At 55.9% G+C, this 14,049-nt stretch carries 15 protein-coding genes; 9 read left to right on the top strand and 6 right to left on the bottom strand.

The window, feature by feature from the left end:
* Nucleotides 1-277 (bottom strand): helix-turn-helix domain-containing protein (locus tag T363_RS0105770; RefSeq protein ID WP_031473167.1); only part of this gene is annotated, 277 nt, incomplete at its 3' end.
* Between the two features lie 172 nt (nucleotides 278-449).
* Here T363_RS0105770 and T363_RS0105775 point away from each other — a divergent pair.
* From T363_RS0105775 to ybaK, 4 genes are all read left to right on the top strand, one after another.
* The gene (locus T363_RS0105775) at nucleotides 450-1,691 is read left to right on the top strand and encodes a tyrosine-type recombinase/integrase (RefSeq protein WP_031474127.1); all 1,242 of its coding nucleotides are present in this window, start codon (nucleotides 450-452) and stop codon (nucleotides 1,689-1,691) included.
* 430 nt (nucleotides 1,692-2,121) lie between these two features.
* Entirely contained in the window at nucleotides 2,122-2,787 is a 666-nt protein-coding gene (locus T363_RS0105780; protein WP_051643123.1) for a GTP pyrophosphokinase, read from the top strand.
* 23 nt (nucleotides 2,788-2,810) lie between these two features.
* A complete protein-coding gene (locus T363_RS0105785; protein WP_031474131.1) occupies nucleotides 2,811-4,079 on the top strand; it encodes a DNA recombination protein RmuC in 1,269 nt (422 codons plus the stop codon).
* A gap of 390 nt (nucleotides 4,080-4,469) precedes the next feature.
* The gene (gene ybaK / locus T363_RS0105795) at nucleotides 4,470-4,952 is read left to right on the top strand and encodes a Cys-tRNA(Pro) deacylase (protein ID WP_031474133.1); all 483 of its coding nucleotides are present in this window, start codon (nucleotides 4,470-4,472) and stop codon (nucleotides 4,950-4,952) included.
* Here the strand turns inward: ybaK and T363_RS15505 are convergent.
* On the bottom strand, nucleotides 4,936-5,709 hold the full coding sequence (locus tag T363_RS15505) for a glycoside hydrolase family 18 protein (RefSeq protein ID WP_051643124.1): 774 nt from the start codon (nucleotides 5,707-5,709) through the stop codon (nucleotides 4,936-4,938). The genes ybaK and T363_RS15505 overlap by 17 nt on opposite strands.
* 159 nt (nucleotides 5,710-5,868) lie before the next feature.
* On the opposite strand from T363_RS15505, the gene T363_RS16235 reads away from it, so the two are divergent.
* From T363_RS16235 to T363_RS0105825, 5 genes are all read left to right on the top strand, one after another.
* On the top strand, nucleotides 5,869-6,381 hold the full coding sequence (locus T363_RS16235) for a YqeG family HAD IIIA-type phosphatase (RefSeq protein ID WP_051643125.1): 513 nt from the start codon (nucleotides 5,869-5,871) through the stop codon (nucleotides 6,379-6,381).
* Nucleotides 6,374-7,240: a TIM barrel protein gene (locus tag T363_RS0105810; protein ID WP_031474138.1), complete on the top strand. Its 867-nt coding sequence runs from the start codon at nucleotides 6,374-6,376 to the stop codon at nucleotides 7,238-7,240. The genes T363_RS16235 and T363_RS0105810 overlap by 8 nt, the downstream gene beginning before the upstream one ends.
* Before the next feature lie 65 nt (nucleotides 7,241-7,305).
* Nucleotides 7,306-7,740 carry a type II 3-dehydroquinate dehydratase gene (aroQ, locus tag T363_RS0105815; RefSeq protein WP_031474139.1) on the top strand — a complete coding sequence of 145 codons (435 nt, stop codon included), beginning with the start codon at nucleotides 7,306-7,308 and terminating at the stop codon, nucleotides 7,738-7,740.
* A 10-nt stretch (nucleotides 7,741-7,750) separates the two neighbouring features.
* Nucleotides 7,751-8,815 carry an aminopeptidase P family protein gene (locus tag T363_RS0105820; RefSeq protein ID WP_031474140.1) on the top strand — a complete coding sequence of 355 codons (1,065 nt, stop codon included), beginning with the start codon at nucleotides 7,751-7,753 and terminating at the stop codon, nucleotides 8,813-8,815.
* On the top strand, nucleotides 8,812-9,567 hold the full coding sequence (locus T363_RS0105825) for a GNAT family N-acetyltransferase (protein ID WP_078096932.1): 756 nt from the start codon (nucleotides 8,812-8,814) through the stop codon (nucleotides 9,565-9,567). Before T363_RS0105820 ends, T363_RS0105825 begins: the two co-directional genes overlap by 4 nt.
* 285 nt (nucleotides 9,568-9,852) lie before the next feature.
* Here the strand turns inward: T363_RS0105825 and T363_RS0105830 are convergent, their stop codons facing one another.
* The 4 genes from T363_RS0105830 to aspS form a co-directional block, all read right to left on the bottom strand.
* Nucleotides 9,853-10,095: a hypothetical protein gene (locus T363_RS0105830; RefSeq protein ID WP_031474144.1), complete on the bottom strand. Its 243-nt coding sequence runs from the start codon at nucleotides 10,093-10,095 to the stop codon at nucleotides 9,853-9,855.
* 315 nt (nucleotides 10,096-10,410) lie between these two features.
* Entirely contained in the window at nucleotides 10,411-11,778 is a 1,368-nt protein-coding gene (locus T363_RS0105835; protein ID WP_031474146.1) for a hypothetical protein, read from the bottom strand.
* Nucleotides 11,756-12,292 carry an RNA polymerase sigma factor gene (locus tag T363_RS0105840; protein ID WP_031474148.1) on the bottom strand — a complete coding sequence of 179 codons (537 nt, stop codon included), beginning with the start codon at nucleotides 12,290-12,292 and terminating at the stop codon, nucleotides 11,756-11,758. The genes T363_RS0105835 and T363_RS0105840 overlap by 23 nt, the downstream gene beginning before the upstream one ends.
* Before the next feature lie 182 nt (nucleotides 12,293-12,474).
* Nucleotides 12,475-13,800, bottom strand: coding sequence for an aspartate--tRNA(Asn) ligase (gene aspS, locus T363_RS0105845; RefSeq protein WP_031474150.1), 1,326 nt, complete (start codon nucleotides 13,798-13,800; stop codon nucleotides 12,475-12,477).
* Nucleotides 13,801-14,049: the final 249 nt, after the last annotated feature.

Genomic DNA, 14,049 nt, shown 5'->3' on the forward strand with positions numbered 1-14,049 from the left:
CCTCTGCACGTAGACGCTGATTTTCTGCAATGAGGTCTTCCTCTACATCCTTGGAAATCTTATGAGGACGGCCTGTAGCTGCTCGACCACGCCGCTCAATATACAAGCCTTCTGGACCTTCGGTCAGATAGATTCGTTCCCAGTCCTGTACTCGCTTGTGGCGGATCCCGAATCTCTCAGCTGTTTCTGTGCAGCTGAGATTTTCTTTCCTCATAGTTTCCACTACCAGTTTCTTGAATTCTGGTGCATATCGTTTTTGTGAAACTCCCTTTGGCATAAAAAATCACCCCATCTGTTAGATAGTATATCATACTGTCTAACAAATGGGGTGCAGTTCAGATGTCTCGCTCTTTGTTTTTCATAATCCGTATCTTTGATTAAGTTAGTGCTTTCTGATAAAAAGAAGGTGTGAATTTAAGAACACTCATTATCAGGAAAGGAAGATTTGTATGGCTAAGAAAAAACAAAGCGTTCCAGAGTACGGAACGGTTACAAGAAAAGGAACACTGTATTACAGAACCAGAATTACAGATGCCGATGGAAAGCAGGTCAGCTTATATGCGACCACTTGTGAAGAATTATATGAAAAGCAGTTGGAGGGCCGGAGACAGGTGGAGGAAATTATCTTTCGCCGGAAGCATCCGACGGTTGCCGAGTATTGTGAGAAATGGCTGCTGATGCAGTCAGCAAAGGTGTCTACGGCCACTATAAAAGGATACAGACAGAATATGAAGAATTATGTCATTAGCTCTCTGGGAGATATGTATATGGAGGAAGTGACTGCGGATGATATTCGTCTGGCGCTTGTTCCGCTGTCTCAAAAATCGAAAGGACTGTATGATACGGTAAATATGCTGATTAAGTGTGTGTTTTATTCGGCAGAGCGCAGTCAGCTGATAACCGATAATCCGTGTGTAGGAATTTCAGCAAAGGGCGGAAAAGCATCGAAAAAGAAAGACGCCTTAACAGATCAACAGGTTGCAATTCTGCTGGATACGGTGAAAGAGCTTCCGCCATATCTTTTTATTATGATTGGTTTGTATTCCGGCTTGCGTCGGGAAGAAATTCTTGCATTGCAATGGGACTGTGTATTCCTGGATGAATCCACACCATACATTTCTGTGCGGCGGGCATGGCGCGCGGAGCATAACAGGCCGGTGATTTCCACCGTCCTAAAGACAAAGGCAGCTAAAAGGGATATTCCCATTCCGAAGTGTCTGGTGGACTGTCTGCGGGAAGCAAAAGCAAATTCCATATCGGAGTATGTGATTGCCGACAGTGAAGGACAGCCGCTTTCCTATTCTCAGTTTACGAGAGTTTGGCAGTATGTAGTTGTTCGTTCTGCAAAAGAGAGAACCTACTATAAATATGTGAATGGACAGAGCATTAAATATACCGTCAAGCCGACATTAGGAACAAGGCAGAGGAACAATCCCAAGATTCGCTATACCCTGAATTTCGATGTAACACCGCACTTGTTGCGGCATACCTACATCACGAATCTGCTCTATGCGGGCGTTGACCCTAAGACAGTTCAGTATCTGGCAGGGCATGAGAATAGTAAGACAACTATGGACATTTACGCGAGGGTCAAGTATAATAAACCAGAGGAACTTTTCGAGGTAGTGAATGATGCTTTGAACCAGGAGAATTTCGATGAAAAATCACCGATTTCTATGGTTAAGGAATAGGACAACCAACAACAGAAAATGCGAAAAAGCCCGGAATATCAAGGAAAAACGGCAATCAAAGAATTTCAATACGGCCTCAAGGCTGCACGTCGCGCACCGCAGTTCTCCAAGCGCTAAATTTCCGTTTATCGGATCATTATCAAGCGGCTCAACCACCCGGAACATTGTTCCGGGTGGTTTTTTATTGAAAATGTGCGGCTGGCAAGACGACAGAATATGCGAAATGGCGCAAAAAGTTTCCGCTAATAGACAATGACTGGCGGCTTGTTGGTTATCCTACTGTATCTTGTGGAAACGTACCATGTGAATGGATTGTCTTACACAGGGTTTTGTGGTATGATAGAACAAATAATGCCGGCGGCGCGGAAGATGCGCGCACACCGGCAGGAAAATAAGCAGAAGGGCTGAGGATTGCCTCGGAGGGATCACAATGGAATTGGCTGATTTTTTTGCGATCGATACGTTATCGGAACATGATGAGGAAATGCTGATCCGGTCTGCAATGCAGATGCAGCAGGTGATGATGCTGTATGAATCCGGTATTCGGGAGATCAAGACAAAACTGGATATTTTGAGCGATGAGTCGCGTTTGAGCGGCAAGCCCAGCCCGATCGATGCGATCAAAAGCCGCATCAAAACGCCGCGGAGCATCATCGGAAAGCTCAAACGGCGCGGCTTTCCTATTTCCCTGCAGTCGATGCTGGAAAACCTGAACGATATCGGCGGTATCCGCGTGATCTGCCCGTTTATCGAAGATATTTACACAGTAGCCGATATGCTGATGCGGCAGGATGACCTGAAGCTCATCGATCGTAAGGATTATATCGAAAATCCAAAGCCGAACGGTTACCGCAGTCTGCATCTGATTTTAGAGGTGCCGATCTTCTTGTCCGATCGTACCCAACCGGTGCACATCGAGCTGCAGCTGCGCACGATCGCCATGGATTTCTGGGCGAGTCTGGAGCACCAGCTGCGCTACAAGTCGGACGTGGAAGTGCCGCCGCACGTTTCGGCGGATCTGAAGGCGTGTGCTGATGTGATCGCCGCGACCGATGAGGAGATGCAGCGCATCGCAAAGGAACTGCACGTATTATAAAAAGGAAAGGAACTTCGGATTTTATGCAATACATTCCCCTTATCACGCTGGCACTGGTGGCGGTACTGTTGGTGCTGGTGATCATTTTGCTGCTGCGGCGGCCTGCGCCTGCCGTGCCGCCTGCTCGGGCGGAGGACAGCAGCGCAATCACTGCGCTGGGCGCGCTGGTCAGCCAAAATCTGAAGGAGGGCCGCGAGGCACAGCTAACGCAGCTTTCTGCCATGGACCGCAGCCTGTCCGGCAAAATGGGCAGCGTGACCGAACAGCTTGGCCAGTTTGAACGCCGGCTGCATGGCTTTACCGCGGAAACCACGCAGAATCTGGAGAATATCCGGGCAACGGTCGATCAGAACCTGCGGGCCATGCAGGCAGACAATAATAAAAAGCTGGATGATATGCGCCAGATCGTGGATGAGAAATTGCAGAAAACGCTGTCGGAGCGGATGAATGAATCCTTCCGTCTGGTCAATGACCGGCTTGAGCAGGTGTATAAAGGGCTGGGCGAGATGCAGACGCTGGCACAGGGGGTAGGCGATCTGAAAAAGGTGCTGACCAATGTAAAAACCCGCGGCATCGTGGGTGAGATCCAGCTCGGCGCCATTTTGGAGGATATCCTTGCGCCGGAGCAGTATGCGGTGAATGTCGCCACGCGGCCGAACAGCCGCAATGTGGTGGAGTACGCGGTCAAGCTGCCGGTGGAGGACGGCAGTTATGTCTGGCTGCCGATCGACTCCAAATTCCCGGGGGATACTTACGGTGCGCTGCGGGATGCCTATGAGGACGGGACGCGGGAACAGATCGATGCCTGCGCCAAGCAGCTGATCGCAACGTTGAAGGCGGAGGCAAAGGATATCCGCGACAAGTATCTCGAGCCGCCGTATACAACGGATTTCGGCATTTTGTTTCTGCCGTTTGAAGGGCTGTACGCCGAGGCGGTCAGCCGCGGTATGGTGGAGGTGCTGCAGCGGGAGTATCATGTCAATATTGCCGGACCGAGCACGATGGCAGCGCTGCTGAACAGTTTGCAGATGTCCTTCCGCACAATCGCGATCCAAAAGCGATCGGGCGAGGTATGGAGTGTGTTGGGCGCGGTCAAGACCGAATTTGATAAGTTTGAAGCCTGTCTGACCCAAACACAGACCCGGCTGGATCAGGCCAGCCGCGAACTGGATAAGCTGGTCGGTACACGCACGCGCGCGATCCGCCGCCGCCTGAAAAGCGTGACAGAGCTGAGTGAAGCCGAATCCGAAACCGTGCTGGCGCTGGGCGAGGACGGCGGAGAGGAGCTGTAAGGGCGGTTTCATAAAATCTTAAGAAATATTTTATCGTTTTATGCGGGAAGCTTTCGGATACATGGGGTAAAATAAAACTGCAAGCAGAGGTAAAGCACCATGTGGGGAGGGTTCGATGCATGAAATCATACAGGAAAAAGATGCACAGCGTGTGGGAACGGGTGAAACCCCTGATCATGTTTTGGTTCGGCCCGATCGAGCAGGGGAAAAGCCGTAGCTGGTGATCTGATTTGTTTCACGGCTTTTGCACGCTGCAACAATTCCAAAGCCCTGCTGTCTGTCTGCCGGATTGGTGCAGTACAGACAGCAGGGCTTTTTGGCGTTCATATTGCATTTTATACAATCTGCGGATATAATATCTGTATAAAATGCAGACAGGGAGCGAGAATCATGGCTTCGGATAAAACCAATGTGATGCGGGTGCTGGAACAGCACCGGATCGCCTATACCGCGCATACCTATCCGCACGGCAAGGAGGCCGTCGACGGGGTGTCAGTCGCACAGTTGCTGGGGCAGGACCCGGCGCAGGTGTTCAAAACGCTGGTCGCGCGCGGGCGTTCGGGCGGCTGTTACGTATTTGTGATCCCGGTGGCGTGCGAGCTGGATCTGAAAAAAGCAGCGAAAGCCGCGGGGGAAAAATCGGTTGAGCTGGTGCACGTAAAGGAGCTGCTTGGACTGACCGGCTATGTGCGCGGCGGCTGCTCGCCGGTGGGGATGAAAAAGGCGTTTCCTACGGTATTTGATGAAAGCGTGCACGCGGTGTCAACTGTGATGGTTTCCGCCGGTAAGATCGGCTGGCAGATCGAGTGCGCGCCGTCCGACCTGCTGGAGCTGACCCGGGCAGCGACCGCACCGCTTACGCTGGATCAATAAGGGCGGCGGCATCCGGAAACAGGGCGAATACGGTATGCACCCCGCAGCCGGAGAGCTGCGCCAGCTTGGCTTCCAGCGTGGAAGCATCGTCATACAATACAAAATGGGCGCGGTTTTCCGCATCGGTATAGGTGAAGTATTTGGCGCACAGCTCGCGTGAGAAAAACGTCTGTGAGCCGGTGTGGGACAGCAGGTTTTCCCGTTCGGTGCGGGTGAGCGTTTTGCCGTTCGGCGTGGCGGAGGGCAGGGTGAAATCCTGCGAGACCGGCTGCAGAAAGGCTGCGATCCGTGCGGCGCCGTACATCCCCTGCAGGGAGGAAATGTAAGCCGTCAGGCTGCCGCCGGAGAGCGCGGTAGGTGTGGTGAGGATGGCGTGCGGCAGTGCCCGCCCACAGGCAAGCGGCACGTAAAAGGGCAGATCTGCATCGTGCAGCGCATGGTCGAAGGCGGTAAGCAGGGCACGGCTGTGCGGCGTATCCCGTTCAAAATCCGCGAACACGCCGGGGGCGCCGGTGCGCTGCGCTTCAAATACCAGATCGGAAGCAAGCCGGGCGGGGTCAAAATCGGTCATTTCGGCTGGAGGATCGCAAAGCCCCAGCAGGCAATGCGTCTGCCGGGTGGGAAGCTGCAGCCGCTGCAGGGCGCCGCCGGGCGTAATGCCAAGGCAAAGGTGCAAAACGGGCAGGCCGCGTTCGGCTGCCTGTGCCGCGTCGCGGCCGGTGCATACCAGAATAAGATTTTTCGTATATACCATCATGATCGACTCCCTTGCATGGGGCGGCAGGTGGTGTGTGCCGTCCGCTGGACTTTTTGGACAAATTCTATTACACTATATGAAGTAACCCATGGGGCTAATACCGCGGATCTGCGCGAAACAGCGGACAGCCCCTTTCGACAGGCATACAGGAGTGAACGGATGAGAAAATTGATTCCCGATTATGTATTTGAATCGGTTTATGAGATATCTCCCGCAATGCTGCGGGCAAGAGGGGTGCGCGGCGTGCTGATCGATCTGGACGGTACGATGGCTTCGTGCCGGGCGGCGCTGCCGCCGGAGCGGCTGCACGGCTTTATCCGCAGCCTGCGGGAAGGCGGGATGCAGGTGCTGGTGCTTTCCAACAACCGGGAGAACCGCGTGCGCACGTTCTGCCGGGCGCTGGGGGTAGCGTTTATCAGCCGCGCCTGCAAACCGTTCCGCCGGGGATTCCGGCAGGCGGCGGAACAGCTTGGTGTGCCGCTTTCTCAGTGCGCGGTGGTAGGAGATCAGATTTTTACCGATGTGTTCGGCGCTAACCGTGTGGGCGCACTGAGCTGCTATGTGCAGACGATCGACCGCCGCCTGTTCTGGATCAACTTGCGGTATCAGTTAGAGCGCGGCTTTATTGCGTGCGGTCGCCGCAGAATGGAGGCGAGAGTAAACCATGAATGAAGCGAAATTCGGCCCGGCCGGCAACGCGGAGTCTTTTACGGCGGCAGGCTACAAGAAAAGTGAGGACGCGCCGGCGTGGCTGGCTGCCATGGGTCTTACTGCATTTGAATACCAGTGTGGACGCGGGGTGCGCTGCGGGGAAGAAACCGCGCAGCGGATCGGCGCAGCAGCAGCACAGCACGGGATACAGATGAGCATACACGCGCCGTATTTTATCAATCTTTCCTCGGAAGAGCACGAGCGTATGGAGAAAAACATCGGCTATGTGCTGGATACCGCACGTTTTGCCGTGCCGCTCGGTGCGGTGCGCATGGTGGTGCACTGCGGCGGACAGGGCAAGCTGACGCGTGAGCGCGCTATGCGCAATTCCCGTGAAAATGTGCGGCAGATCCTGCGGGCGCTTGATGAGGCGCATTTGACCGGCTGCACGGTATGTTTGGAAACCATGGGCAAGAAAAGCGTGCTTGGTTCGGCGGAGGAGGTGGCAGAGCTGGTCGCTGCGGATGACCGTCTGCTGCCCTGTATCGATTTCGGCCATCTCAACTGCCGTACGGGCGGCGGGATGTCCACACGGGCGGATGCCGCGCAGCTATTTGATCTGCTGGAAAACACCATCGGTATTGAGCGCACCCGCCAAATGCATGCGCATTTTTCTCATATCGAATATAACGACAAGGGCGAGGTGCGGCACCTGACCTTTGCCGATACGGTATATGGGCCGGATTTTCTGCCGGTCGCACAGGAGGCTGCCGCCCGCGGCTATGCGCCGACCTTTATCTGTGAGTCAGCCGGTACACAGGCGGAGGATGCGGTGGCAATGCAGCGGCTGTTCCGGCAGCAAGAGGGCGGCACAGCGTAAACAGGTGTGTATATTGTCTGTGCGGCAAAACAACACCCGATCCGAAAAACAGGGAGGAAACGAAGATGAAAAAAGTGCTTTTGATCCACGGACCCAATCTGAATCTGACCGGACAGCGCGAGCCTGGCATTTACGGTTCGGATACGCTGGCTGCCATCAACGCGGAGGTGGTGACCAAATGCGAACGGCTGGGTATGGCGTGTGCGGTTTTTCAGTCCAACTCGGAAGGGGCGCTGATCGACCGAATCCATGCGGCGCGTGAGGATTGCAGCGCGATCATTATTAACGCCGGGGCCTACACGCATTACAGCTATGCCCTCCGTGATGCGATTGCTGCGGTGCGCCTGCCCTGTGTGGAGGTGCATATGTCCAATGTACACGCGCGGGAGGAGTTCCGTCACAAGTCGGTCATCGGGCCGGTATGTGCAGGGGTGATTGCCGGCTTCGGCAAGCACAGTTATCTGCTGGCCGTAGATGCGGTCAAGTCGATCATCGGATGAGGTGCATGGAATGAAACTTGAAGAATTGCGCGCTTTGCTGCAGCAGGCACCATATGACGCGATGGTGCTGACCAGCGAGATCAGCCGGCGCTACGCGACCGGCTTTCCGTCATCTGCGGGGGTGGTGTACCTGTCGGCGCAGCAGGCAGTATTGTTCACGGATTTTCGGTATGCGGAGGCGGCGCGCGCTGCGGTGACCGGGTTTGAGGTTTGCGAGGTCAGCAGTGGTACAAGCTATACGGCGCTGGTCAACGAGCGGATCGGGCAGGACGGCGTAAAAACCGTAGCGCTTGAGGATAAGATGCTGACGCATGCCGCATATATGACATGGGCGGCGGCACTGCACGCTTCCGCGGTGCGGCTGGAGGATGGCGTAGAGCGTCTGCGGCTGTGCAAAGAGGATGAGGAGGTAAGCCGGATCGCAGCCGCGCAGCGGATTGCAGAGCAGGCGTATGAGGAAGTGCTGAACGATATCCGCGTGGGCGTGACCGAGCGGGAGATCGCCGCGCGCCTGACCTATCTGATGCTGCACTATGGGGCGGAGAACATGTCGTTTGACCCGATCGTGGTATCAGGGGCGAACAGCTCAAAACCGCACGGCGTACCCGGGGATAAGCCATTTGCGGCGGGCGATTTTATTACAATGGACTTTGGCTGCATTGTGGAGGGGTACTGTTCGGATATGACGCGCACGGTCGCACTCGGACATGTGACCGACGAAATGCAGACGGTTTACGATACGGTTTTGCAGGCGCAGCTTGCGGGTATCGCGTGCTGCAAGGCGGGGGTGACCGGCAAAGCGGTCGATGCCGCGGCCCGTCGCGTCATCACAGAGGCGGGATACGGTGATGCGTTCGGCCACGGCTTTGGTCACGGGGTCGGGCTGGAGATCCATGAGGCGCCGACTGCCGGGCTGCGCGGAGAAGCGCCGCTGCCCGCAGGTTCGGTCGTAACGGCAGAGCCGGGAATCTATCTGCCGGGGCGGTTTGGCGTGCGGATCGAGGATATGCTGTATGTGATCGAGGACGGCTGCATCAATTTGACCGAAGCGCCTAAGTCCCTGACGATCCTATGATGGAACCGCTGACAGATCCGGCTGCTGCGGCAGCGCTGCTTACCGGTTGGGAACAGCCGATGGTGTGGTCGTATTTGTCCGGACGGATGGGAAAGGGCTATGCCGATCACGCTGCAGCGCCGCGGTCGGTGGCGGTATGCGTGGGCGATTTCACCTTTTTGGCCGGGGAGGAAAATGTAGCGCTGGCCGCTTGTCTGCCGCTGCAGCAGAGGGCATTTACGATCGTGGTGCCGCGCACCCCGGCATGGGCATTGTGCGTGGAAACGCACTGTCCGCGCAGCAAACCGGTCACGCGTTATGCGTTTGCAAAGCATAATTCGTTTGATGCTGCCCGGCTGCGCCGCTTTGCCGCCTGTTTGCCGCAAGGGTATCTGCTGCGGCGGATGGAGGAAGCGGATTACTACGCCGCCCGCCAGCGTGAGTGGAGCCGTGATCTGGTATCCGGGTATCCGGATGCGGCTGCCTATGCCGCACATGGAGCAGGATATGCGGTGTGGCACGGCGGGGCGTTGGTCTGCGGCGCTTCGAGCTATGCGGACTGGCCGGGCGGTATCGAGATCGAGATCGACTGCCATCCGGCGCACCGCCGCCGGGGGCTGGCACGTGCCTGCGCCGCAGCATTGGTGCTGGATTGTCTGGCGCGCGGCCTGCATCCTTCTTGGGATGCGGCGAATGCGGTTTCAGCGCATTTGGCGCAGACGCTGGGATATACGCCGGCGGATTCCTATACCGCGTATGAGATCACAAAATAACAAAAGCCGCAGGCATTGCCTGCGGCTGAGGCTGTCGAAAAACATGGTTTTTCGAACAGCCTCTCGATCGGAACCACGTTTCCGATCGAAAATTTCGCTGTCTGCGCGCGCCTTTCAGGCACACTTGACAGCGGTTTGTATAAAAACCGAGATACATGCTCCCGGTTTTTATGAAAATTGCAACTTGTTGCAATTTTCTATTTGATGCGCGCTGCGGCGCGAAGACTTTTTCGACAAGCTGAGCCGCAGGCATTGCCTGCGGCTTTGTTGGTTGACAGATCTATTTTATTCTTCGTCGTCGATTTCCAGATAATCAGCCAGATCCTTGAACAGGGCGGACGGATCAACGTCATCCTCCAGCACGATCTGCAGCGGCTCGTTGAGCGAAAGCAGGAACATGCCGAGCAGGCTCTTGGCATCTACCATGCCGCTCTTGCCGTGAATCCAGATATCGAAACCATATTTGGAAACGATCTTGTTGATCTTCTGGATGTCATCTGTATTCTTTACGCGGATACCTCTGGTCATAATCAATTACCTCCTGATAATGATGGTTCGCTGAAATCTTTTTCTGCTATCATTATAACAGAAACCATGAGAAAGAAAAGGATTATTTTCGCTTTTTTGTATTTTCATCATTTTGAGTCCGTATTTGCGGAGAAAGGGATGCGCTTTGTAAGGTTTGCACAAATAAATTCAATTCTGATTGTGCAATACGTAGATTGGACTGGCGCAGGACGGTTCGCGGGGGAGAAAAAAGCGGCAGCCTCAGACGAACAGGCTGCCGCAGCCCGGCAGAGCGGCCCCACACCGCGCTGCCGGTATTTCGCCCCACAGGGCTTTCTACTCTGCTATCGTAATGGTGGTGCTGCCGATGCGCACTGCGGTCACATCGGGGGTGGACAGGAATTGCCTTCCCTGCCGGTCGGATTGATAATAATACTGGATCGTGAAGCATTCGCGGTTGCTGTTGTCGCTGCCGCTTGTGCCGGTGAATTCCGAGCCGGTATGCAGGGTGGTGCCATCCCGCAGGATGACCTGCACCTCCGGGGCCGGCGGTATGTCATCCGCAGGCGGCTGGCTGCCCTCCAGTTCCAGACCGAGCGGCGAGAGGAGCAGACGGTCAACCTGCAGCCCGTCTGGCAGGGAGAGATCGATCTGCCGGTTGCATGCCGGAAGACTGGCGGCGGTGAAGTCGATCGTCCACGCGCGGCTTGTGACAGGTTCGCGGTAGGTGTAAATGATCTGCGGCAGCAGGAAGGGAAGATCCTCCTCACGCAGCCCGAGAAAGCGGGATTCCCGGATACCAACGGTCTGGCCGTTCGCTTCGCAGTAGCTGCTGCCATCGTTTGGGATGCTTTTCCCGGTGCGGGTATCCAGAACGGAGACGATGTCGGCGGATAGGGTGTGCGCCGCGGATTCGCAGGGCGTACACAGCGCAAGGCGCAGCCCGGTATCATCCACCGCTACGCCGCCCATAGATACCGCGGGCAGGGCGCCGAATTGCGGCAGGTGTGCGCCGGCAGCGTCCTGCTGTGCATAAAGGGCGGCGGCATCTTCATCCGCACGCAGACGAAGCGGATGCGTGCGGAAAATTGCGGACAGATCGATCGCTGTCGTCAGCGTATCGCTCAGCTCGGTGCGGAAGGCCGGACCGGCAGAAAGGGTCAGGGTATGACCACCGGGATCGGAATCCAGTTCGAATTCATAGTACACATATTGCTTGGCGGCATTTTCATCGGTAAACAGGGTCTGCCCTTGAGAAGATGTAGACCGGTCTGCGCCATCTATCAGCAGGGAGACTTCTTCCAGATCCACGGGTTCGGGAAAAGGCGTACCATCGGCCTGCTGCAGTGAATAGATGATACCGACATCGTTTTGGCTGACGATCGCATCTTCCAGCGTCAGGGTGCAGCTGTCAATGGTCTGCGCCTGCTGCAGCGGGACGGCGAGATCCTCGGGCAGCACCACATCCTGTCCGAAAAGCACCTGCCAGCCGCCCGAAAGCTGCACAACGGCTGCTGCTGCGGTCACCGTGAGCAGCGCGCCGACGAGCGCGGCGGCCAGCAGCCGCTGCGGACTGCGCAGACGAAGCGGTGCGCGGCGGCAGGCGCGCTGGGCATGGACCGCGCTGAGGATATCGTACATCGGGGTTTCGATTTGTTCCAGTGCATTGCGGATACGCTGTTCATCCGGTGTGAGATTGCTCATCCGGCTTCCTCCTTTCTGCCGGGGTGCCGGCAAGCGCCTGCGCCAATTTTTTGCGGGCGCGTTCATATCGCTTGCGCAGGGTAGCGGCTGGTTTACCGTAGATCACGGCAAGTGCGTCAAAGCTGCGCTGTTCGATCACACGGCTGTAAACCAGTGCGCGCTGTTCGGGTGTCAGCGTGTTCAGTGCGCGGCGTACATCCTCGCCGATGTAATCAGGATCGACGGCTGCGGGCGGCGGGGACATCAACTGCAGCTTGCGCCGCCGCAGCATGTCCACGCAGGTGGTATAGGCGATCCGGTACAGCCATGCGCTCAGGCTGGTACCTGGCTGGAAGCGTTTGTGATTGTCATACGCTTTGATAAAGGTGGTCTGCACGGCATCCTGTGCATCGTGGTAGTTGCACAGAATGTGATGGCAGTAGCGCAGCAGCGGCTGGCCATACAGCGCGACGGCTTCATTCAGCGCCTGCTCGCAGCCATCGGCAAAGCGTGCTTCAAGGGACTGGGCGTTCATCCTGCGGCCCCCTTTCAGGAACATGTTCACCCTATATAACGGATTACTTCGTGCTTTTGTGACACGGCCGGCAAAAATGTTTCCATTTTGTCATTATTGTGCGCAGGATGGCTCGGGCGTTAGGTGTGGAAAACAAAACCCCCTTCTCCGAAGATGCAGAGAAGGGGGAAAAATAAGTCGAATTACGGTTCCAGACGGTTCATATCACGCGGGAACATGGAAGCATCGCGCACGTTGTTCAGCTTCAGCAGCTGCATGGTCAGACGCTCCAGACCGATGCCCAGACCGCCGTGCGGGGGCATGCCGTATTTATGCAGCATGGTGAAGGATTCGAACAGCTCGGCGTTCATTTTACGGGCCTCGAGCTTGTCCAGCTGCTCCTGATAGTCGTGGATACGCTGGCCGCCGGTCGTGATCTCCAGCCCGCGGAACAGCAGGTCGAACGAAAGCGCCAGCTTGGGATCTTCGGGATCGTCCATCGCATAGAACGGGCGCTTGGCGGACGGGAAGTGGGTGACGAACACGAACTCGCTGCCGTATTCTTCCTTGGCCCACTGGCACAGCAGCACTTCTTCATCCGGGTTGAGGTCGTAACGGTTTTTGGATTTGTGGCCGTACTTTTCTTCCATGATCTGCTTGGCTTCATGGAAACGGATGGTCGGGATCTCGGTGATCTCGGGAATATCCGCCTTGAGCAGTGCCAGTTCTTCCGCGCAATGCTCCTTTACATAAGCCATAACGGATTTGAGCATGCCGGTTTCCATCTCCATTACATCGTACATGGAGTCGATATAGGCCATTTCAAAGTCCAAGCCGATATATTCGTTCAAGTGGCGCGAGGTATTATGCCGTTCGGCGCGGTAGACCGAGCCGATCTCGAACACGCGGCCGAGCGCGCCTGCCAGATACTGCTTGTGGAACTGCGGGGACTGCGCCAGATAGGCCGGATTGCCGAAGTAGTCCAGCTTGAAGAGGTTAGCGCCGCCTTCCGCACCGGCCACAACAATTTTGGGCGTATGGATGTGGGTAAAGCCCTGCGACTGCATATACTGCGCAAACCCATCCGCGATGGCTGCCTGCACACGGAACACCGCCTGCTTGATCGGATGACGCAGGGTGATCGGTCGCAGCGGCAGGTCAACATCGAGCGACAGACCCATATATTTTTTACCGAGCGGCACGGGAAGCTGGTCGTACGGACGGCCGAGCACCTTGACTGCGCTAAGCACCACTTCCACGCCGTGCTCGGCGCGGGACTCCTCGTGCACGGCACCGGTCACTTCCAGCACCATCGCGTCCTTGATCTCTGCCCGCTTGATGCCGCCGATCTCGTCCCCTTGGAAGGTGCACTGGATCAAGCCGCGCTCGACGCGCATGACAACGAAAGCAAAATCCGACATATCGCGCACACGGTGCACTGTGCCGCGGAAGGTCACTTCGCTGCCGACTGCATCGCAGACGCGCTTGACGGTATCGACGTAGCGGCCTGCTTCATGAATCATTTCCATTATAACAACGCCTCTCTGTTCAGCATTTTTATACAGGTTAATATTATAGCATGGTTTTGCGGTTTGGACAAGGTTTTTCGGATAAAATGTGCGGAAAGGGCGGACAAAACCGATGGTATTCCGGCGTTTTCCGGCTGCTGGGCAGAAAACACAAAAGTTTTGGCACCGCAGTGCGCATAAAATAGAAAATTGCAGCTTGCTGCTGCGTGGTTTCGATCGACAGCATCAAAAAAGTCAGGCTGCAGCCTG

This window comes from Agathobaculum desmolans ATCC 43058 (assembly GCF_000701665.1).
GTDB lineage: Bacteria > Bacillota > Clostridia > Oscillospirales > Butyricicoccaceae > Agathobaculum > Agathobaculum desmolans.